At 65.7% G+C, this 21,015-nt stretch carries 20 protein-coding genes; 13 read left to right on the forward strand and 7 right to left on the reverse strand.

The annotated features are described in order from the left end of the window. Positions 1-20: 20 nt before the first annotated feature. Positions 21-1,265 carry a non-homologous end-joining DNA ligase gene (ligD, locus tag CXQ91_RS16500; protein WP_104174986.1) on the forward strand — a complete coding sequence of 415 codons (1,245 nt, stop codon included), beginning with the start codon at positions 21-23 and terminating at the stop codon, positions 1,263-1,265. Between the two features lie 108 nt (positions 1,266-1,373). Here the strand turns inward: ligD and CXQ91_RS24775 are convergent, their stop codons facing one another. Then, positions 1,374-1,550, reverse strand: a complete 177-nt coding sequence (locus CXQ91_RS24775; RefSeq protein ID WP_181038924.1) for a hypothetical protein — start codon at positions 1,548-1,550, stop codon at positions 1,374-1,376. 375 nt (positions 1,551-1,925) lie between these two features. On the opposite strand from CXQ91_RS24775, the gene pucL reads away from it, so the two are divergent. Then, a complete protein-coding gene (pucL, locus tag CXQ91_RS16510; protein WP_104174988.1) occupies positions 1,926-2,834 on the forward strand; it encodes a factor-independent urate hydroxylase in 909 nt (302 codons plus the stop codon). Between the two features lie 186 nt (positions 2,835-3,020). Then, positions 3,021-4,523: a nucleobase:cation symporter-2 family protein gene (locus tag CXQ91_RS16515; protein WP_104174989.1), complete on the forward strand. Its 1,503-nt coding sequence runs from the start codon at positions 3,021-3,023 to the stop codon at positions 4,521-4,523. A gap of 208 nt (positions 4,524-4,731) precedes the next feature. On the opposite strand, the gene CXQ91_RS16520 is transcribed toward CXQ91_RS16515, so the two are convergent. Next, on the reverse strand, positions 4,732-5,487 hold the full coding sequence (locus CXQ91_RS16520; protein WP_104174990.1) for an IclR family transcriptional regulator: 756 nt from the start codon (positions 5,485-5,487) through the stop codon (positions 4,732-4,734). Positions 5,488-5,708: 221 nt separating this feature from the next. Here CXQ91_RS16520 and CXQ91_RS16525 point away from each other — a divergent pair, with 221 nt between their 5' ends. The 8 genes from CXQ91_RS16525 to CXQ91_RS16555 all read left to right on the forward strand — a co-directional run bounded on the left by CXQ91_RS16525 (position 5,709) and on the right by CXQ91_RS16555 (position 13,439). Next, positions 5,709-7,133, forward strand: a complete 1,425-nt coding sequence (locus CXQ91_RS16525) for an NAD-dependent malic enzyme (protein WP_104174991.1) — start codon at positions 5,709-5,711, stop codon at positions 7,131-7,133. Between the two features lie 27 nt (positions 7,134-7,160). Then, complete coding sequence (gene aceB / locus CXQ91_RS16530) at positions 7,161-8,759, forward strand: malate synthase A (RefSeq protein WP_104174992.1); 1,599 nt, start codon at positions 7,161-7,163, stop codon at positions 8,757-8,759. 3 nt (positions 8,760-8,762) lie between these two features. Next, positions 8,763-10,037 (forward strand): DUF6986 family protein, encoded by a 1,275-nt coding sequence (locus tag CXQ91_RS16535; RefSeq protein ID WP_104174993.1) that lies wholly within the window; start codon positions 8,763-8,765, stop codon positions 10,035-10,037. A gap of 10 nt (positions 10,038-10,047) precedes the next feature. Next, a complete protein-coding gene (locus CXQ91_RS16540; protein WP_104175092.1) occupies positions 10,048-10,860 on the forward strand; it encodes a bifunctional allantoicase/(S)-ureidoglycine aminohydrolase in 813 nt (270 codons plus the stop codon). A gap of 131 nt (positions 10,861-10,991) precedes the next feature. Further along, a complete protein-coding gene (locus tag CXQ91_RS16545) occupies positions 10,992-12,026 on the forward strand; it encodes a serine hydrolase (protein WP_258074048.1) in 1,035 nt (344 codons plus the stop codon). Next, on the forward strand, positions 12,013-12,147 hold the full coding sequence (locus CXQ91_RS25330; protein WP_258074049.1) for a hypothetical protein: 135 nt from the start codon (positions 12,013-12,015) through the stop codon (positions 12,145-12,147). Before CXQ91_RS16545 ends, CXQ91_RS25330 begins: the two co-directional genes overlap by 14 nt. 73 nt (positions 12,148-12,220) lie before the next feature. After that, positions 12,221-13,126 (forward strand): CHAD domain-containing protein, encoded by a 906-nt coding sequence (locus CXQ91_RS16550; RefSeq protein WP_104174994.1) that lies wholly within the window; start codon positions 12,221-12,223, stop codon positions 13,124-13,126. Positions 13,127-13,220: 94 nt separating this feature from the next. Then, positions 13,221-13,439 carry a hypothetical protein gene (locus CXQ91_RS16555; protein WP_104174995.1) on the forward strand — a complete coding sequence of 73 codons (219 nt, stop codon included), beginning with the start codon at positions 13,221-13,223 and terminating at the stop codon, positions 13,437-13,439. On the opposite strand, the gene CXQ91_RS16560 is transcribed toward CXQ91_RS16555, so the two are convergent. From CXQ91_RS16560 to CXQ91_RS16575, 4 genes are all read right to left on the reverse strand, one after another. Further along, on the reverse strand, positions 13,436-14,137 hold the full coding sequence (locus tag CXQ91_RS16560; protein WP_104175093.1) for an HAD family hydrolase: 702 nt from the start codon (positions 14,135-14,137) through the stop codon (positions 13,436-13,438). The genes CXQ91_RS16555 and CXQ91_RS16560 overlap by 4 nt on opposite strands. A gap of 14 nt (positions 14,138-14,151) precedes the next feature. Next, positions 14,152-14,463, reverse strand: coding sequence for a hypothetical protein (locus tag CXQ91_RS16565; protein ID WP_104174996.1), 312 nt, complete (start codon positions 14,461-14,463; stop codon positions 14,152-14,154). 101 nt (positions 14,464-14,564) lie between these two features. Next, positions 14,565-15,437, reverse strand: a complete 873-nt coding sequence (locus tag CXQ91_RS16570) for a fumarylacetoacetate hydrolase family protein (RefSeq protein WP_104174997.1) — start codon at positions 15,435-15,437, stop codon at positions 14,565-14,567. A gap of 125 nt (positions 15,438-15,562) precedes the next feature. Next, positions 15,563-17,356, reverse strand: a complete 1,794-nt coding sequence (locus CXQ91_RS16575; RefSeq protein WP_104175094.1) for a glycoside hydrolase family 15 protein — start codon at positions 17,354-17,356, stop codon at positions 15,563-15,565. A gap of 124 nt (positions 17,357-17,480) precedes the next feature. Between CXQ91_RS16575 and CXQ91_RS16580 the strand changes: the two genes are divergently transcribed. Next, positions 17,481-18,212: a DUF72 domain-containing protein gene (locus CXQ91_RS16580; protein WP_104174998.1), complete on the forward strand. Its 732-nt coding sequence runs from the start codon at positions 17,481-17,483 to the stop codon at positions 18,210-18,212. A 120-nt stretch (positions 18,213-18,332) separates the two neighbouring features. Further along, a complete protein-coding gene (locus CXQ91_RS16585; RefSeq protein ID WP_104174999.1) occupies positions 18,333-19,391 on the forward strand; it encodes an App1 family protein in 1,059 nt (352 codons plus the stop codon). Positions 19,392-19,427: 36 nt separating this feature from the next. Here the strand turns inward: CXQ91_RS16585 and CXQ91_RS16590 are convergent, their stop codons facing one another. Next, a complete protein-coding gene (locus CXQ91_RS16590; RefSeq protein ID WP_104175000.1) occupies positions 19,428-20,927 on the reverse strand; it encodes a glycoside hydrolase family 1 protein in 1,500 nt (499 codons plus the stop codon). Positions 20,928-21,015 lie beyond the last annotated feature (88 nt).

Consider the following 21,015-nt stretch of genomic DNA (forward strand, 5'->3'; position numbering starts at 1 on the left):
ATCGTTGCTAGCGTGACGGAATGAACCCGTCGAAGGCCCCGGCCGAGATCCTCAACATTGACGGCACCGAGGTGCGCATCTCGAGTCCGGACAAGGTGGTGTTCCCCGAGCCCGGACTGACGAAGCTCGACCTGGTGCGCTACTACCTCGCCGTCGCGGATGGTGCGCTGCGGGGCGCTGGTGGCCGGCCAATGGTCCTCAAGCGCTTCCCGAAGGGCATCGACGCCGAGCCGTTCTTCCAGAAGCGCGTTCCGGAAAACCACCCCGACTTCATCGACACGGCGACCCTTCACTACGCGTCCGGGACGTCGGCCGAGGAGGCCGTTATCCGTGATGCTGCGGGCCTGGCATGGGTGGCGAATCTTGGCTGCCTGGACCTGAACCCGCATCCCGTGCGCGCCGAGGACCTTGAGCACCCCGACGAGCTCCGGGTCGACCTCGATCCGATGCCGGGAGTCGGCTGGTCCCAGATCGTCGACGTCGCGTATGTGGCGCGGGAGGTGCTCGGCGACATGGGACTCGTGGGTTGGCCGAAGACGAGCGGGTCGCGCGGACTCCACATCTTGGTGCGCATCGCGCCGCAGTGGTCCTTCCGCGACGTGCGGCTCGCCGCCGAGACCCTCGCCCGCGAGGTGGAGAACCGCGCTCCCGGCCTCGCCACCGCGCGCTGGTGGAAGGAGGAGCGCGGCGAGAGCGTGTTCGTCGACTTCAACCAGAACGCCAAGGACCGCACCGTGGCATCCGCGTACTCAATCCGGGCACTGCCGGATGCCCGGGTGTCGACGCCGCTCACCTGGGACGAGGTCCGCTCCACCCGGCCGGAACAGTTCACGGTGCGCACAGTACTCGAGCGCTTCGCAGAGGTGGGCGACTCCCACGCCGGCATTGACGACGCGATCGGTTCGCTAGACCGTCTCCTCGCCCTGGCTACCGAGCTCGGTCCCGCCGAGAAGCCGCCGCCGGGCGGCGACGGCTCCGGCCGCCGACAGTCGGTGATGCCACTCGTCGAAGTGGCCCGCACCAAGACCAAGCCCGAGGCGCTCGCGGCGCTCGATGAGTGGAAGACCCGGCATGCGGACCTCGTCCCGGCCCTGCATCCGGCCGATGTGCTCGTCGACGGAATGCGCGGGTCCAGCTCGCTCTGGTACAGGGTGCGGGTGAACCTGCAGCACGTCCCCGAAGCGGAGCGCCCGGTGCAGGAGGAGCTCATCGCCGATTACGACCCATGGGCTGGCAAGGAGTGGCCCGGGCGCCCGGGGTCCTGACACCGGCGACGCGCAAAGTTCCTCATGACGCGCAAAAGGCCTGGCGACACCCGAATTCGGGTGTCGCCAGGCCTTTTGCGCGTCGCTTAGCGGATTGCGCGTCGCGAGCTACGGGCGCTGCCGGCCGAAAACCGGGAGCGCCCGCAGCCAGCGGGAGAATCCGCGGTCGGTGCGGTCGCAATCGGCCGGGATGTAGAAATCGGGATCCGTGGCGCCGAACGGCAGGTACAGCTCCTGGCCTGGTGCCGGAAAGTCAGCGACGTTGTTCTTATCCTGCGAGTCCATCTGTTCCTCCTCGTTCTTGCGTGGTTTCATTTCCGTCATTCGGAAAAGATTTATTGTTATGTGGAAATTCTAGTAGCCGGACCGAAGCGGGTCAAGACCCCCGGATAGTGCTCCTACCCACGTAACGGGCCGCGCCGGTCACAATCCGATTTTTCGATTAGTGATGTACACCACGGCAAAGCTCGGCTACGCTTTAAGTCAACTCGTGGCGTAGGTCACGTAACCTGGGAGCAGCAGGCAGGGTCGTAATGAGCTGGCGTCATTGGATGCCGGCTCTTTTTTGTTGGGTCGGCTCCATCAGAAACGCGTGGGAAACACGCGCTTAATTTCAATGATGGAACCTAGGTTCCACATCACGGAAGTTGGGAACAGACCATGAGCAGCAAAATCATCCTCGGCCAGAACCAGTACGGCAAGGCCGAAGTCCGGGTCGTCAAGATCACCAGGGACACCGACCGCCACGAGATCGAAGACCTGAACGTCACCTCGCAGCTCCGCGGGGACTTTACCGCGGCCCACCTCGAAGGCGACAACAGCCACGTCGTAGCCACGGACACGCAGAAGAACACCATCTACGCCTTTGCCCGCGACGGCATCGGCTCGCCGGAGGCATTCCTCCTGCGGCTGGGCGAGCACTTCACCTCCAGCTTCGACTGGGTCACCGGCGGCCGCTGGGAAGCCGAGTCCTACAGCTGGAACCGGATCCAGGCCCACGGTGCGGAGCATGACCACTCCTTCGTGCGCAACGGCCAGGAAGTCCGCACCGCCGTGCTGGTCCGCGACGGAGCGGCAACGCACCTCATCTCGGGACTCAAGGACCTCACGGTACTCAAGTCCACCCAATCCGGCTTCGCGGGATACCCGAAGGACAAATACACCACCCTGCCCGAGACCACGGACCGCATCCTGGCCACGGACGTTTCCGCACGCTGGCGCTTCAATGCCAACACCGATTTCAACGCCCTTGATTTCAACAAGAGCTACGAAGACGTCAAGAGCCTCCTCTTGGAAGGCTTCACCGAAAAGTACTCACACGCCCTGCAGCAGACCCTGTTCGACATGGGCGCCAAGGTCCTGGAAGCACACAGCGAGATTGACGAGATCAAATTCTCGATGCCCAACAAGCACCACTTCCTGGTGGACCTCTCGCCGTTCGGCCTCGACAACCCGAACGAGGTCTTCTTTGCCGCCGACCGCCCGTACGGCCTGATCGAGGCTACGGTCCAGCGCGAAGACGCCGCTTCGGCGGACGTCGCCTGGAACGGCATCGCCGGCTTCTGCTAAACCCCTCCCGGTGGTTGAGCCCGTCGAATCATCCGGCTCAACCACCGGGCCTTAGGTCCCGACAGGCTCGACCGCCGGCATCCGGTGTTTGGGCCGGGCCCAAAATCCCTCCACTGATTCAAAACTGTTAGCCAGACACCGTTAGCCAGACAAAGACGTCTGCCATGAACACCAAGAAAGTCTGCCATGAACATTAAGAAGAAATCGGCTGCAGCAGCCGGCACCGGCCGCAAGCAGTCCGACCGCCCGGAGGACCAGCGGCTTCCCCTCGGAAGCACCTTCGCCTACGGCTTCCAGCACGTCCTCACCATGTACGGCGGCATCATCGCCCCTCCGCTGATCATCGGCGCAGCGGCCGGGATGTCTTCGCAGGACATCGGCCTGCTGATTGCCGCCTGCCTCTTCGTCGGCGGCCTGGCCACGATCCTCCAGACTGTCGGCATCCGGTTCTTCGGATCCCAGCTGCCCCTGGTTCAGGGCGTCTCCTTTGCCGGCGTCTCCACGATGGTGGCGATCGTCCACGGCGGCGGGGGCATCCAGGCCGTTTTCGGCTCCGTCATCGCCGCTTCGCTGATCGGGCTGCTCATCACGCCGCTGTTTTCCAAGATCATCCGTTTCTTCCCGCCGGTGGTCACGGGCACGGTAATCACCACCATCGGCCTGACGCTGATGCCGGTCGCGGCCAACTGGGCCATGGGCGGCAACAGCAAGGCGCCGAACTACGGCAGCGTGGCCAACATCGGCCTGGCTGCGGCAACCATGGCAATCGTCCTGTTGCTCAGCAAGGTGGGCAGCGCCGCGATCTCCAGGCTTTCCATCCTGCTGGCCATGGTGCTCGGCACGGTGATTGCCTTCGTCTTCGGCATGGCTGACTTCTCCAAGGTGGGCCAGGGCGACATCGTCGCGTTCCCCACCCCGTTCGCGTTCGGTCCGCCCACCTTCGAAATCGCTGCGATCATCTCCATGCTGATCGTCATCCTGGTGACGCTCACCGAGACCTCCGCGGACATCATTGCGGTCGGCGAGATCGTGGGCACCAAGGTCGACTCCAAGCGCATCGGCGACGGCCTGCGGGCGGACATGCTCTCCAGCGCCATCTCGCCCCTGTTCAACTCCTTCACCCAGAGCGCCTTCGCCCAGAACGTGGGTCTGGTTGCCATCACGGGCGTCAAGAGCCGCTTCGTGGTCAGCGCCGGCGGCCTGATCCTGGTGATCCTGGGCCTCCTGCCGATTCTTGGCCGGGTGGTCGCTGCGGTACCGACTCCCGTCCTGGGCGGCGCCGGCGTCGTACTCTTCGGAACGGTTGCCGCCAGCGGCATCCGGACACTTGCCAAAGTGGAGTACAAGAACAACATGAACCTGATCATCGTGGCGGCATCCATCGGTTTCGGCATGATTCCGATTGCGGCTCCGGCGTTCTACGATCAGTTCCCGTCCTGGTTCGGCACCATCTTCCACTCAGGCATCAGCTCGGCCGCCATCATGGCCATCCTGCTGAACCTGCTGTTCAACCACCTCAAGGCCGGCAACTCGGAGAACCAGTCCGTGTTTGTGGCCGGCACGGGGCGCGTGGTCCGCGAAGAGGACCTCAAGTGCCTGGCCGACGGCGACCGTTACGAAGGCGGCAAGCTGATCGACTGCGACGGCAAGGAAGTCCCGGTGGAGTCGGCGTCGAAGTCTGAGCACTAAGGCTCCCCCGCCAGTTCCCGGCCACCGGCACACATACGCGAACGGACAGTTGCGGCCCTCTTTCCCAACGGATTGAGGACCTCAACTGTCCGTTCGCGCTGCTGCTCCCGCCGTCGTCGTACTGACGCCGAACTGGCAGGTAATGCCCCCAAAACCGAGTTTTGGGGGCATTACCTGCCAGTTCGCGCTGGACTTACGACGGCGGGACCTAGCTTTGGTTGAGCTCGTCCGAGATCGTCTGGGCTGCCTCGCGCAGCAGCGGCACGGCGCGTTCGGCGAAGGACTGGTCCACGCGGGACACCGGCCCGGACACCGAGATGGCCGTAGGGGTCGGCGCGTTCGGGACCGCCATTGCGAAGCAGCGGACGCCGATCTCCTGCTCCTCCTCGTCAATGGAGTAGCCGCGTTCACGGATCAGCTTCAGTTCCAGGAGCAGTGAGTCGATGTCGCCGATGCTCTTCGGGGTGGGCGTCGGCATACCCTGACGTCCCACAATCCCGCGGACCGTGTCATCGTCCAGCTGGGCCAGGATCGCCTTGCCCATGCCCGTGGCGTGCATGTAGCCGCGCTTGCCCACCTCGGTGAACATGCGCATGGAGTGCAGGGACGGCACCTGGGCCACATAAATGACCATGTCGGAGTCCAGGACACCCATGTTGGCCGTTTCCCCCAGCCGGTCCACGAGGGATTTGAGCTGCGGCCGGGCCAGTGCTCCGAGCTGCTTGTTGGCGCCTTCGCCGAGCCGGATGAGCCGCGGGCCCAGGGCATACCGCCGGTTCGGCAGCTGGCGGATGTAGCCCAAGGTGACCAAGGTGCGCAGCAGGCGGTGGATGGTGGGGAGCGGCAGATCGGTGGAGGAAGAAAGCTCGCTGAGCGTGACGTCTCCGCCGGCGTCAGTAATCAGTTCCAAAAGTTCGAAGACGCGCTCAACGGACTGCACGCCTCCCGGGGCTTTTTCAGCCATAACCGTGGTCTCCTGCGGTATCGGTTCCGACAACTCTTATCCACATCGTGAAAAAAATTGCTTAGAAGTCCCAAGATACAGCACGCTCCGGCCATCGTCGATGCGCCCTCGGGGCTTGTGTTTCCACAAAGTAGATAATAATATCCATAATACGAAAACATTTGATTGAGCACTAAGCCCTGATGTGCACCGCATCGGGGCCCGACCAGGAGGAACATTCAATGGCGAACCCGAGCCCCGGAAATTCGATCACCCTGCGCGTGGAAGCACCGTCCAGCTTCACCGCCACGAGCGAGCTGGCCGCCGCCGTCGGAGCCGCCGGCGCAGCCATCACCGCCCTGGACGTCACCGAGTCCCACCACGAGACCCTGGTTGTGGACGTCACCTGCAACACCACCGACGACGAACACGCCGCCCGCGTCAAGGACGCCCTGAACGCGCTCGACGGCGTCACGGTCCAGCATGTCTCCGACCGCACCTTCCTGATGCACCTCGGCGGCAAGCTCGAGGTCGTCCCGAAGGTGGCCCTCCGCAACCGCGACGACCTTTCCCGCGCCTACACCCCCGGCGTCGCCCGCGTCTGCCTGGCCATCGCGGAGGACCCGTCAGCGGCCCGCAACCTGACGGTCAAGCGCAACACGATCGCCGTCCTTACCGACGGTTCAGCCGTCCTTGGCCTGGGCAACATTGGCCCGGCCGCGGCCCTGCCCGTCATGGAAGGCAAAGCCGCCCTTTTCAAGCAGTTCGCCAACGTTGACGCCTGGCCGGTCTGCCTGGACACCCAGGACACCGAGGAAATCATCATGATCGCCAAGGCCATGGCCCCCGTCTACGGCGGCATCAACCTCGAGGACATCGCGGCGCCGCGCTGCTTCGAGATCGAAAACCGCCTCCGCGAAGAACTGGACATCCCGGTCTTCCACGACGACCAGCACGGCACGGCAATCGTCACCCTGGCCGCACTGGTCAACGCCCTGCGCGTAGTGGACAAGAAGCTCTCCGAGGTCAAGATCGTTGTCTCCGGCGTCGGCGCCGCAGGCTCGGCCATCATCCAGCTCCTCAAGGCCCAGGGGGCGAAGCACATCGTCGCCGCCGGCCGCTCCGGCGCCATCCACTCCGGCCAGGAATACAGCGACGAACACCGCAGCTGGATCGCAGCCAACACCAACGAAGAAGGCTTCTCCGGGACCCTGCACGAGGCCATCGTAGGGGCGGATGTCTTCATCGGCGTCAGCGCCCCTCACGTGATCGGCGAGGAGCAGGTGGCCGCGATGGCTGAGAACGCCATCGTATTCGCCATGGCCAACCCCACACCGGAAATCGACCCGGTGGTAGCGTCGAAGCATGCGGCAGTGGTGGCTACGGGGCGCAGCGACTTCCCCAACCAGATCAACAACGTACTGGCATTCCCGGGGTTCTTCCGCGGGCTGCTTGATGCCGGGGCCTCGGACATCACGCCGGACATGCTGGTGGCCGCAGCGGAGGCGATCGCCAACCGCGTGGCGGACGATGAACTCAACGCCAGCTACATCATCCCCAGCGTCTTCGACCCCCACGTTGCCGCCGACGTCGCAGCTGCCGTGGCAAATGCAGCCAACGCAGCCAAAGCCGCCGCGCACGCAGCCCTAGAACCCGCCAACGCCTGATTCGCAAGCCTAGAAAGGACCCGGACAATGGCTCTCTCAGTCACAGACCCGCAGCCGATTGCACGAGCAGAGGAAATCCTCACCCCGAAGGCACTGGCCTTTGTGGAGGAGCTCCACAAGCGGTTTGCGGGCACCCGCGCCGAACTCCTCAAAGCCCGCGTGGCCAAGCGCGAGCAGGTAGCCCGGACCGGAAAGCTTGATTTCCTGCCGGAAACCAAGGATGTCCGCGAGGGCGACTGGAAGGTTGCGCCGGCGCCTGCCGCACTGCAGGACCGCCGAGTGGAAATGACCGGCCCCGCCTCACCGGCCAAGATGGCCATCAACGCCCTCAACTCCGGCGCCAAGGTGTGGCTGGCCGACCTCGAGGACGCCAGCACGCCCACCTGGGCCAACGTCATCGACGCCATCCTTAACCTGCGCGATGCCGCCACCGGATCCCTGAGCTACACCTCCCCCGAGGGCAAGGAATACCGGCTCCGCACCGATGCTCCGCTCGCCGTGGTTGTGGCCCGTCCCCGAGGCTGGCACATGGACGAACGCCACCTCCTGCTTAACGGCGAACACACCGTGGGCGCGCTGGTGGACTTCGGCCTGCACTTCTTCCACGTGGCCAAGCAGCTGGTCCTCAACGGCCACGGTCCGTACTACTACCTGCCCAAGATGGAAAGCCACCTTGAGGCGAGGCTCTGGAACGAAGTGTTCGTCTTCGCGCAGGAATTCCTTGGCCTCCCACAGGGCACCATCAAGGCCACCGTGCTGATCGAGACCATCCCCGCAGCGTTCGAGATGGACGAAATCCTGTACGAGCTCCGCGACCACGCCGCCGGCCTGAACGCCGGACGGTGGGACTATCTGTTCAGCATCATCAAGTACTTCCGCGATGCCGGAGCGGACTTTGTGCTGCCGGACCGCGCCACGGTGGCCATGACGGCACCCTTCATGCGCGCCTACACCGAGCTGCTGGTCAAGACGTGCCACCACCGCGGCGCCTTTGCCATGGGCGGCATGGCTGCCGTCATCCCCAACCGCCGCGAACCCGAGGTCACCGCCCAGGCGTTCGAGAAGGTCCGTGCGGACAAGACGCGGGAGGCCAACGACGGCTTTGACGGCTCCTGGGTTGCGCACCCGGACCTGGTGCCGGTGTGCCAGGAAGTGTTCGATTCCGTCCTCGGGGAGCGCCCCAACCAGCTGGACAAGCAGCGCCCCGAGGTCAGCGTCACCGCGGACCAGCTGCTGGACATCGCCTCGGCTGACGGCACGGTCACGGAGGCTGGGCTGCGCCTGAACCTCTACGTCGCGGTCGCGTATACGGCTGTGTGGATTTCGGGCAACGGCGCGGTGGCCATCCACAACCTGATGGAGGATGCCGCCACGGCCGAGATCTCCCGCTCGCAGGTCTGGCAGCAGATCCGCAACGGCGTGGTCCTGGCCGACACCGGGAACACTGTCACCCGTGAACTCGTCAGCACCATCCTCGCCGAGGAAACCGCAAAGCTCCGCGGCGAAGTGGGAGAGGAAGCCTTCGCGAAGTACTACCTCCCCGCCAGCGAGCTGATCGCGGACATCTGCCTTTCCGAGGACTACACGGACTTCCTCACCACTCCGGCCTACGAACTGGTGGGCTGAGGCATGGCAGTACCCTCAGGTTCCCTCAGCCCCAACGATCTCGCGCAGATCGACGCCCAGCTGGCCGCCACCGACCAGCTGCTGGAGCGCAACTACCCGGGCGACGACGGCACCCGCCAGCCCGTACATACCGTGTATGTACCGGCTGACCGTTTCACGCCGTCGTTCGCCGCTGAGTGGGGCGCCCAGGCGCTGGCGACGGCGGACGCCCACGGCGGCCTCGGCCGTCTCGGAAACCTGCTGGGCCAGGACGCCGACCTTGCCGAGGCAGTGGCGTCCCGCGTCCAGGCGAAGCTGGAAAGCGAACCGATCGAGGACCTGCGCCTGGACTTCGAGGACGGGTTCGGGGACAGGGGCGACGACGCCGAGGACGCTGCAGCTGCAGCGGCGGCTTCCGCCGTGGCCGCCGCAGTTGCGGCCGGCACAGCGCCCCCGTTCATCGGCATCCGCTTCAAGTGCTTCGAGGCTGCCACCCGGGCCCGCGGCCTGCGTACGCTGGACCTGTTTGTCTCCGGCCTGGCCGCAGCGGGCGAACTCCCGCAGGGCCTGATCCTCACCCTGCCGAAGGTCACCACCGTGGCGCAGGTCAAGGCCATGGACTTCGCCGTCTCCCGGCTGGAGGAAGCCCATGCGCTGCCCGCAGGCCGGCTGCGGTTCGAGGTGCAGGTGGAGACCCCGCAGCTCATCCTCGGCCCGGACGGCACCTCACCGGTGGCGCAGCTTCCGCACGCCGTTCCGGGCAGGATCAGCGGCCTGCACTACGGCACCTATGACTACTCCGCCTCCCTGCAGATCTCCGCCGAATACCAGTCCATGGAACATCCGGTGGCGGACTACGCCAAGGAGGTCATGCAGCTGGCAGTGGCCGGAACTGGCATCCGGCTGTCGGACGGTTCCACCAACATCATCCCGGTAGGCGACAACGTGGAGAATGCGTGGCGCCTGCACGGGCGGCTGGTGCGGCGCTCCCTGGAACGCGGCTACTACCAGGGCTGGGACCTGCACGCGGCCCAGCTGCCCAGCCGGTTCGCGGCGACCTACGCGTTCTACCGCCAGGGGCTGCCCGCCGCGGCGGCCCGGCTGCGCAACTACGTGGATCACACCGAAGGCGGGGTCATGGACGAGCCCGCCACCGCCCGGGCGCTGGCCGCATTCGTGCTGCGCGGCGTCCAGTGCGGCGCCGTGGGCGCCGAAGACGTCCAGGCGCTTGCCGGCGTCGGAATCCCCCAACTCACCGGTCTGGCCCACCCACGGCTGGCCCACTCCACTTCGAAGTAAGGACCCAATGATGGGCAAGTACTACTACCCCCAGGGCGGCCTGCCGCCGCAGACCCACCTCACCACTGAACGGGCCATCGTCACGGAGGCCTACACGGTCATCCCCAAGGGCGTCATGACCGACATCGTGACCAGCACCCTGCCGGGTTTCACCAACACACGGTCCTGGATCATCGCCCGCCCGATCTCCGGTTTCTCCACCACCTTCTCCCAGCTGATCGTTGAGATCGGCCCCGGCGGCGGTGCCCCCAAGGCCGAGTTTGAAGCAGGCGTCGAAGGCGTCGTCTTCGTCACCAAGGGCAAGGTCAACCTGACCCTCGACGGCGAACTGCACCCATTGGAGGAAGGCGGCTACGCCTACCTGGCTGCCGGTTCCACCTGGGGCCTGGAAAACGTCTCGGACGACATCGTCTCCTTCCAATGGATCCGCAAGGCCTATGAGCGGCTCGAGGGTTACGAGGCCAAGTCCTTCGTCACCAGTGACGCGGAAGTCGAACCGACCGCGATGCCGGATACCGACGGCGCCTGGAAGACCACCCGCTTCACGGATTCAAGCGACCTGGCCCACGACATGCAGGTGAACATTGTGACGTTCCAGCCGGGCGGCGTCATCCCGTTCCCGGAGACCCATGTCATGGAGCACGGCCTGTACGTGCTGGAGGGCAAGGCCATGTACCTGCTCAACAACGACTGGGTGGAGGTGGAGGCCGGCGACTTCATGTGGCTGCGCGCCTTCTGCCCGCAGGCTTGCTACGCCGGTGGTCCCGGCCAGTTCCGTTACCTGCTGTACAAGGACATGAACCGCCAGGTCCGGCTGACCTAGGTCTGACCTTCCCCACCCCAACTGACTGGCAGTTAACGTCGCCAAAACGCGGTTTCGCAACGTTAACTGCGAGTCAGTTGGGGGTTAGCGGGCCCTTGACGCGTCCGAACGCCCTGAGGAACATGAGTTTCGTGGCACGGATTCGCGCACTGCCGTTCCGGACCGCGGCCGCGGCAACCGTCGCCGTGCTGGTCGCAGCACTGGGCGGCTGCACTGCGGCCCCGGAGCCGCCGGAGCAGCCCTCGTCCCTGGCACGGCTGGCGGCAGCGCTGGAAGAGTTTGGCAACGAAATGCTCGACGACGGCGCCCCCGCCGTCCTGATACAGGCCAAAGTGCGGGGCGAAGAATGGTCCCGCGCTTCCGGTGTCAGAAGCCTGGAGGGCCGGGAACCGCTGGAGATTGACAATCCCATGCCCATCGGAAGGGTGACCGAATCCTTCGTGGCCGTGTCTGTGCTCAAACTCGCGGTTGAAGGCAGACTTGGCCTTGAGGACCCTGTCAGCCAACATTTGCCGGACTTCGAGAGCATCATGCACCCGCCCGGGCCCGTCACGATCCGGCGGCTGCTGCAGCATGAGTCCGGGATGCCGGACTACCTCATCCCGCTCCTTCAACAGGGCAGCCTGGGCGAGGTGCTGGCCACCGGCCGCAGCCACCGGGAACTCCTCGCCTTGGCCGCGACCCAGCGGTGGGAGCCGAGGCTGGCGCAGGGTCATGAGTACTCGGGTTCGAACTACATCGCGCTGGGCATGATCGTGGAACGGCTGCGCGGGTTGCCGATCGGCGACGTATTGCGGTCCGACATTACAGAGCCGCTCGGCCTCACGACCACGTGGATGACCGAACGCGGTCCCGCCCCTCCCTCGCTGGTCCACGGCTACGTCACCAGTTCTGGCGAGCGCCTGGACGTCAGCTACCCCCCCATTCCGCGCCGGCGATCCTGCCGGGGGCCTGGTGTCCAGCGTCGGCGACCTGAACACGTTTTACGCCGCGCTGCTCGAGGGCCGCCTGATCCCACGGGCCATGGTCACGGACATGCAGACCCCGCCGTACGCCCGGTACGGGATGGGGATCCAGCGCTGGAACGATACCTGCACCAACAACTTCTACTACGGCCGCGCCGGGGACGCGGCCGGCTACGGCACTATTTCGATGTCCAGCGCTGATGGAACCCGGCAGGCATCGGTCTCCCTTGCTACCCCGCCGCGGCCCTTCAGCTTAAAGGGCAACGGCATGGCCGAGGACCTGGTGGACGTCGTTGAGGAAGCACTCAACGCCAGCTGCTAAAGCACGCAGAAACCACCGACACGGCATGACAAACGGCCCTTCTGGCGGCACCCCCGCCGACGTAGAGTGAGGCATGCCCACCACAGCCGGCGAGGTCCTGACAAACTACTTGGCCCAGCAGCTCGCCGAGCTCAGGCATCAGGAGCCCTTGGTGCGGCAGGAAGAACCGGACTCAGTCCATCAGATGCGAATGTGCGCCCGCCGGCTGCGGTCAGTGCTCGCAACAGGGAAGAAGCTCTTCGACGCCGGCGCCGTGACTGATGTGAGGGCAGAGCTGAGGTGGCTCTCCGAGGTGCTCGGTTCGGCGCGGGATCCGGAAGTGATCCACGACCGGCTCCGGGAGCTCCTGGCTGGCGAACCCGACGCGCTGGTCTTCGGACCAGCGGCCCAGCGAATCGACAACGAGCTTGACTCCACGTCCGCCGCGGGCCGCCTCGCCGTCCTGGAGGCCCTCGACGGCGACCGTTACGCCACCCTGGCCTCCGGCCTTGAGGAGCTGGTGGCGGCCCCGCCCCTGACTGCGAAGGCTGCAGGAGACGCCCGCAAGGCCGTGCGGAAGCTGGTGTCCAGGGAAACCAAAAGGGTCCGGCGCGGAGTGCGGGCGCTGCAGGAACAGCACGGCGGCAGCAGTCCAGCAGCGAGCTCCGGCTCCACTCCGGACAGGACGGCCCGCGACGCTGGGCTTCATGAAGTGCGCAAGGCGGCCAAGCGGCTCCGCTACGCTGCCGAGGCCGCCGAACCGGTTGCGGGAAAGAAGGTCGCAAGAATGGCCAAACGTGCCCACGAACTGCAGCAAATCCTGGGCCTTCACCAGGACAGCGTGGTGGCACGGCACCTCCTCGCGGACCTTGGCGCCCGCGCCTCCCGCGGCGGGGAGAGCGGCTTCACCTACGGACGGCTCCACGCTCGGGAAGAAGCACGTGCGGACCGCGCCGAGGCTAAATTCAGGAAGGCCTGGAAGAAGTTTCCCCGCAGCTAAGTAGAAAAACTAAGCAAACTGAGCAAATCCCTTGCCTGGGGAGGCAGCGGATCATAGCGTTGGATCATCCCGAGCATCGAGGAAAGGCAACGACATGACGCTGTACCAGCCAGAGCCGGTGGAGATTTCCACACGGATGCGTCCCGGCGAGTGGACGGAATCCAGCCTTGAAGAGCTGGTCACGTCCTACCGGGCCAAGCTCATGAAAATGGGGGCGGGACCCGCCGATGTCATCACCGAGGTTGAACGGGACGATGACGGCTCCGTCAGTGTCGCGGTTTCATGGAACAAGGGCGACATCGCCGACGCCTAGGACCTTGCGGCGAGCCTGCCTACGGCGCTGTCACGCAGGTTCGCCAGCAGGTCCCGTGGATTCTCATAAGTTTCCACGGCACCAGCCTCCAGCAGCTCGGCCGCGCCGGTACCGCCGCAGGTGAGGCCGATCGTGGGAATACCCAACTTGCCGGCGGCGTACACGTCCCACACGGCGTCGCCGACGTAAACCGCGTCCCCGGCCGGCAGGCCGATCGCTTCCAGCGCCGCCTCCAGGATGTCCGGGTCCGGCTTGCTTTCCTTGGCATCGTTGGCGCTGGTGGCCGCGTGGATGAAGGAATCGGCGCGAAGCGTGGAGCGCAGCACCTCGAGGTCCTGCGCTCGGGCCGATGACGCAAGCGCGACGGCGAAGCCGCTTTCATAGCACTGGGCCAGGAGGTCCCGCGCTCCGTCGAAGGCCCGCAGCGCCGGCCAGTAGGTGGCGAACACAGCACCGTGGGCGGCCATGATGGCTGCGTCACGGGTCTTGTCGCGTCCGGCCGGGAGAAGCCGGTCAACCAGTTTGTCCCCTCCCATGCCGACAGAGCGGTGGATGGACGCCATCGGAACATCCAGGCCGGCCTGCCTGAACGCCTGCCACCACGCGAGGGTATGCAGATAGCTGGAATCCACCAGGGTCCCGTCCACGTCGAAAAGAACGCCGCGCTTCCGGCCTGAGCCGGGTCCGATGTTGGGCATGGCCACCTTAGTGATCAGTGATGCGTGCGGGCTCGCTTTTGACCTGTGGTTCCCGATGCCCGCCCGGACCCCAGAACGCCTATGTTCTTGGGTGCCTTGACATGCTGCCGCACGGGCGGCTGCTTGAGCGGCTCGGAGTCCTGGGTTTCGCTTAGGTCGCGGATCAGGCCGGTCCCCGCAATCTCCCTGGCCTTGGCCACGCCTGCCGCGGCCGCTCGCTTGGTGGGAAAGGTCACTGAGATGGCCATCAGGGTTCCGGTTCCGTCGACGAGCTTGACGCGGTAGCCGCCGTCGGGGGCATCAACCAGCTCGAAGTATCCAGCCATTGCAACTCCTCCGTCCATACCCCAACCTGAGGTATTAGTAAGTATACTTACCTCTACTGGATAAGGAAGTCCCGAAACATGTCCAGGCGACGGCTTCCGGGCTACAGTGCAGCGGTTTGCCGAAGAACCTGGCGCTGACGGCCCAGTCCTTCGACTTCCAGCTCCAGCACATCGCCGTCCCGGAGGTAGGGAAAGCGCCCGGAGAGGGCCACGCCCTCCGGGGTACCGGTCAGGATGACGTCGCCGGCTTCCAGGACCATGAACTGGCTCAGGTGGTGCACGATGGCGGGAACGTCGAAGATGAGGTCCGCCGTGGACGAGTCCTGGCGAGGCTCGCCATTTACCCAGGTCCGCAGCCGAAGGTCCGTTGCGTCCAGGTCGGCGGCCGGGACGAACCACGGGCCAAGGGGCGTGGACGCCGGCAGCGACTTTCCTTTGACCCATTGGCCGGCCGCGCCGGGCAACTGGTAGTCACGCTCTGAAAGGTCGTTGGCCAGCACGTAACCGGCGATGCAGTCCGCGGCGTCGCCCACCGACGCCAGATAGGAGGTGCGCCGCCCAATCACGACGGCGAGCTCAACTTCCCAGTCATACTTGCCGGACAGCGGCGGGATGGGGGCGTCGTCGAACGGGCCTGCCACCGTGTTGGTTGGCTTGAGGAACACCACCGGCACTTCCGGCACGGCGGCTCCTGACTCGGCCGCATGGCCGGCGTAGTTCAGGCCGATGCCCACCAGCGCGCCGGGGCGGGCCAGCGGGGCACCCGTGCGAAGCGCGCCAGCGTCAGTGATCTCGGCCAGGTTCCCGGCCGCGAGCGCGTCCCGGACCCGGTCAACGCCACCGGCTTCCAGGAACGTTCCGTCGATGTCCGCTGTGAGGCCAGCGAGGGAATACCATTTCCCGTTCGAGTCCGCCCCGCCGGGCTGAACGGCCGGCTGCTCCCTGCCTGGATCTCCGAGACGCGCAAATTTCACCGGTCAACACTCCTTCGTGCCTGCTCCGAATAGGTTCCGTGACCATGGAACCACGCAGCTGCCCCCTGCCCCCAGCTGAACGAAATGTGACCGCCGGGCAGGCCGCCGCCGGAGCCTCCGGGCCGTCAGCTCCCGTGTACCGGGGTGTCGCTGCGGTGCACGCTGTCCTCATGCAGTTCCAGTGCACTCATGATCAACGCGAAGTGGCTGAAGGCCTGCGGGGTGTTCCCCAGCTGGCGGCCGGTTTCGACGCCCCATTCCTCGCTCAGGAGACCCACGTCGTTACGCAGTGCCAGGAGCCGCTCGAACAATTCCTTGGCTTCGCGGCGCCGCCCCACCCCGATGAGGGCTTCCACCAGCCAGAAGGAGCAGGCGAGGAAAACGCCTTCGTCCCCGGGAAGGCCGTCGTCGGCTTCCGCCGTCCGGTAGCGCAGCAGGAAACCGTCGTGCGTGAGTTCGCGCTGCACGGCTTCAATGGTACCCACCACCCTGGGGTCGTCCGGCGGGAGGAAGCCGACGCGGGGCAGGAGCAGCAGGCTGGCGTCCAGCTCCGGCCGCCCATAGGACTGCACAAAGGTGTTCCGCTTCGCGTCGAATCCGTGGGCCATGACATCGGCGTGGATGGTGTCCCGGAGCTCCTCCCAGCGGTCAGCCGGACCCACCAGACCGAAATCCCGTACGCCCTTGACCATCCGGTCGGCCGCAACCCACGCCATCACCTTTGAGTGGGTGAAGTGGCGGCGGGGGCCGCGCATCTCCCACAGGCCGTTGTCGGGCCGCCGCCAGGCACCCTCAAGGTGTTCCATAAGGGCAACCTGGACGTCCCAGGCCTCGTCGCTGTGCTTCAGCAGGGAGTGCCTGGTCAGGGACAGGCAGTCCAGGACCTCACCCCACACGTCCAGCTGGAGCTGGCCGGCGGCACCGTTGCCGATCCGCACCGGAGCGGACTTTTCGTAGCCCTGCAGCCACGGGAGCTCCATTTCCGGCAGCCTGCGCTCGCCGTGGATGCCGTACATGATCTGCAGGTCAGCCGGGTCGCCGGCCACTGCCCGCAGCAGCCAGTCGCGCCAGGAGGCTGCCTCTTCGGTATAGCCGGCGGCAAGCAGTGCCTGCAGCGTGAGCGTGGCGTCCCGGAGCCAGCAATAGCGGTAGTCCCAGTTGCGGGAGCCACCCAGCTGCTCCGGCAGGGACGTGGTCACAGCAGCCACGATGCCGCCCGTTGGATCGTAGGTCAGTGCCTTGAGCGTGATCAGCGAGCGCTGGACGGCCTCACGGTAGGGGCCGGTGATGGTGCATTTCGCGGACCAATCCAGCCAGAAAGCCTCCGTGGACGCCAGGACGGCCTCCGGATCGATGGACCGCGGGCGGTAAAGGTGGCTGGGCGTCCAGGTGAGCACGAAAGGCACTCTCTCCCCCGCCTTGACGGTGAAGTCGCTGACGGTCTTCATGCGCTCGCCGCGCAGAGGTGCGTCACTGACCAGGTAGGCCGCATCGGGGCCGGCGACGGCGTGGATTCCGTGCTTGTCGTGCCGGACCCAAGGGACGATGTGGCCGTAGTCGAACCGCAGGGCCAGTTCGCCCCGCATCCTGACGTTTCCGCGGACGCCGACCACGATCCGCACAATGTCCGCCACGGAGTCACGGGGCGGCATGAAGTCGATGACCTTCACTTTTCCGCTTTCGGTTTCCCATTCGGTCTCCAGAATGAGCGTCCCCTTGCGGTAACGGCGCCGGGTGCAGTTTCCGCCGCCGGCAGGTGCCAGCAGCCACCGTCCCGACTTGGGTGTGTCCAGCAGCGCGTTGAAGCAGGCCGGCGAATCGAACCGCGGGAGGCACAGCCAGTCGATGGAACCCTCCGTGCTGATGAGTGCCGCCGTGTGCAGGTCGCCCACTACCGCGTAGTCCTCTATGCGTGCCATGGGATTCACAGTGCCACACGCCGCCCCGGCCGACTACTATCCATGGCATGCTGCAACGGAATGTCGGAGATTCGATTCCGGCCGTAGGCGTTGTACGCGCGGCTGACTGACGGCGAGGGGCAACTTGGGGATCCACATCGGCACGTCCGGCTGGAGCTACGACCACTGGGAGAACGTGCTCTACCCGCCGGGGCTGCCGGCGCGCGACCGGCTGGCGCACTATGTGGCGCGCTTCAATACTGTGGAGCTCAACGCGAGTTTCTACCGCTGGCCCAGGGAGTCCTCGTTCGCGAGCTGGCGCCGCCGCCTCCCCGCGGGGTTTGCCATGTCGGTCAAGGCCCCCCGCGGCCTGACTCACGGCAAGAAGCTGTACGGCCCCGAGGTCTGGGGGGAGCGGATCATCAGGTGCTGGCATGAGCTGGGTGACAAACGCGCGGTGCTGTTAGTCCAGCTCCCGCCTGATTTCGGCCGCGACGATGCCCGTCTTCGCTACTTCCTGGCGGCATTGCCGTGGTGGATCCGCGTTGCGGTGGAGTTCCGGCACCCCAGCTGGGACCATCCTGACGTGTACGCCCTGCTGGAGCACCACGAGGCTGCCTATTGCATCATGAGCGGCGCAAACCTCCCCTGCATCCTGCGGGCTACGGCGCCGTTCGTGTACGTCCGCCTGCACGGCCCGGACCACCAGCACCTCTACGGGGGCTCCTATTCGGAGGATGACCTTCGATGGTGGGCAGACCGCGTCCGGGAGTGGCAGGGCTCGGGCAAGGACGTGTTCGTCTATTTCAATAACGACGGCGGTGGCAACGCCGTGCGGAACGCCGACACGTTGCGGTGGCTGCTCGGAGAGGGCTGACTCACCTTGCAATAGCCCATTGGCGGGAAGCTCCCGCTGGACCTCCGCGGGTTGTTACGGTGCAGCGCCTTAGTGGCCGGCGGCGGTTGCCGGAGGGCCCCCTTGTGGCAGAGTGGAGGCATGGAATTGGCGTCGCAGGAATCACCGTTGCCCGGAAACCACGCGCTCCGGGTGGCACACAAGGTCTCGGATACGGTCAACGGTGTCCGTATCCAGCTGGCCCGGCGCTGGAATTTTATTCCGCAGACCCTCGCCTACCAGGGGTACGGCTCCACGTCGTGGGTGCGGGTCCTTGGGCGGGTAGTCCTCACCAGCAAGCCGAAACCAGGCAGCCGCGCTGAGCACGCCGCCAAGAACGGCAACCAGAATGTCCGCGGCTGGAGGGCGTTCACCAGCGTGCCCCTGCAGTTCACGAATGTGGACATCGAAATCGAGGGTGTGACCACCCGCGTCAAGGCGGACCGTGGCGGGCTGGTGGACACCGTGGTGAAGGTTGAACTGTCCCCGGGCTGGCACACCGCAACACTGCGCGCCGAAGGGACCGAGGCCGTGAAGGCCGGCATCCTGGTCATAGGCCCGGACACCAAATTTGGAATCGTGTCCGACATCGACGACACCGTGATGGTCACGGCGCTCCCCCGGCCTTTCCTGGCCCTGTGGAACACCTTTGTGCTGAGTGAGCGGGCGCGGATGGCTACGCCCGGCATGCCGGTGCTCATGGACAGGCTGGTGGTGGAACACCCTGACGCCCCGGTGATCTACCTTTCCACCGGACCATGGAATGCGGCCCCGACGCTGGCGCGGTTCCTCAGCCGCAACATGTACCCGGCAGGCCCCCTGCTCCTGACGGACTGGGGACTGACCCAGGACCGCTGGTTCCGCAGCGGCCAGGAGCACAAGAACGGCAACCTGGACCGGCTCGCCCAGGAATTCCCGGATGTGCGGTGGCTGCTGATCGGCGACAACGGCCAGCACGACGAACAGATCTACTCCAGGTTCGCCCGGGATCACGGCGACCGTGTTGCCGCCATTGCCATCCGCCAGCTCTCCGTTGGCGAATCAGTCCTGGCCGGCGGCCACTCTGAAAACGGGGACCACAGTGCCTCCGCCGTCCCGTGGATCTACTCCCCCGACGGCGCAGGCATCACCAGGGGCCTGGCCGACCTGAAACTGGTCTGACCTGCGGGCTGGACCCCAGCCGGCACGCACATCCCGTCAGGGGACAGGCTCCGACTCTCCGGCAGCACCGGCGTCGACTGCAGTGGCGGCCGCGTCCTTGCGCACGGCGAGCACCTCCTGGAGCCAGTAGTAGGAAGCCTTGGGCGTCCTGGCCAGCGTTTCGAAGTCAACGTGCAGGAGACCGAACGGCTGTTTATAGCCGGCGGACCATTCAAAGTTGTCCAGCAGCGACCACACGTAATAGCCACGAAGGTCAATGGACTCCGCCTCGCCGCCCGGGGCTGTGGCCTCCAGCGCTGTGGCGATGTGCTGGGCAAGGTAGCGCAGCCGCCGCTCGTCGGGAATGATGATCCGGTCCGCGGCCCTGTCCCGGACCACAATGTCCTCAAAGCTTCCCCCGCCCTCGGTAATGAAGACCGGCGGCAGGTCCGGGTAGCGTTCCGCCATTTCACTGAGCGCCACCGCCATGTATTCGGGCTTGATGGGCCAGCCGTAGGCGGTTGTTTCGGCGTCGGGGAAGGGGGCGATGTGGAACGGGGCCCCGGGTGCGCTTCCGCTGAGGTCGTCCCCCATGGCCTCCGCCATCCCTGGCGGAACTGCTCCCTCGCCGGGCCCGGCGGCAACACTCGTGGGCATGTAGTAGTTCAGGCCATAGAAATCCATGGGCTGGGAGATAAGTTGCATGTCTTCGTCGGAGGGGCTGAACGGGGTGAAGAACGTGGCGGCCCGGATGACGTCCGGGTACTTGCCGAGCAGGACGGGGTCGGCGAACAGCCTGTTCTGGAAGACGTCCATGAGCCCCGAGCTCAGCTTGTCCAAGGGATTGCTCGAGGCGGGAACCATGGGCGAGTACACATTAGTCATGCCGATTTCGCCCGGGACTTTCGCTGCTCGCAGCGCCTGCATGGCCAGGCCGTGGGCAAGCAGCTGGTGATGGACGGTGGGCAGGGCCTGCAGGAGCTGCGATTCGCCCGGCGCATGAAGGCCCAGCGCGTAGCCGTTAGTGGTCACTGTGGCCGGTTCGTTAACCGTCACCCAGCGGGCCACCCTGTCTCCATAGGCCGCGGCCGCAATCGCGGCAAACTCACCCAGCCGGTAGGCCGTGTCCCGGTTCATCCAGCCGCCGGCCTCGTCCAAGGGAAGCGGCGTGTCCCAGTGGTAGAGGGTCACCATCGGCGAAATACCGCTGGCGAGCAACAGGTCCAGCAGCCTGTCGTAGAAATCGAGCCCCGGCCTGTTGACCGGGCCGCTGCCGCCCGGCTGGATCCGTGACCAGGACAGTGAGAACCGGTAGGAATCGATCCCCAGTTCCTTCATCAGCGCGATGTCTTCGGGCATGCGGTGGTAGTGGTCGCAGGCAATCACGGGGCTGTGGTCGTCGACGATCGCGCCGGGCTTCTTCGCGAACACATCCCACCCTGACGGTCCGCGGCCGTCTTCGTCGAGGGCACCCTCGATTTGGAAGGCGGCGGTTGCAACGCCCAGGGTGAAGGACGGCGGGATCTTGGCGGCCATGTCCTTGGCGGAAAAGTTCATCGGCTTGACCCTTATGTAGTTACCGGGTGGTGGATTGATATTAGTGCACGGTCGCGTCTGAGCCGAAGAGAAAATTCCTTGGCACGCC

Source organism: Arthrobacter sp. Y81 (assembly GCF_002929335.1).
Classification (GTDB): Bacteria; Actinomycetota; Actinomycetes; order Actinomycetales; family Micrococcaceae; genus Arthrobacter.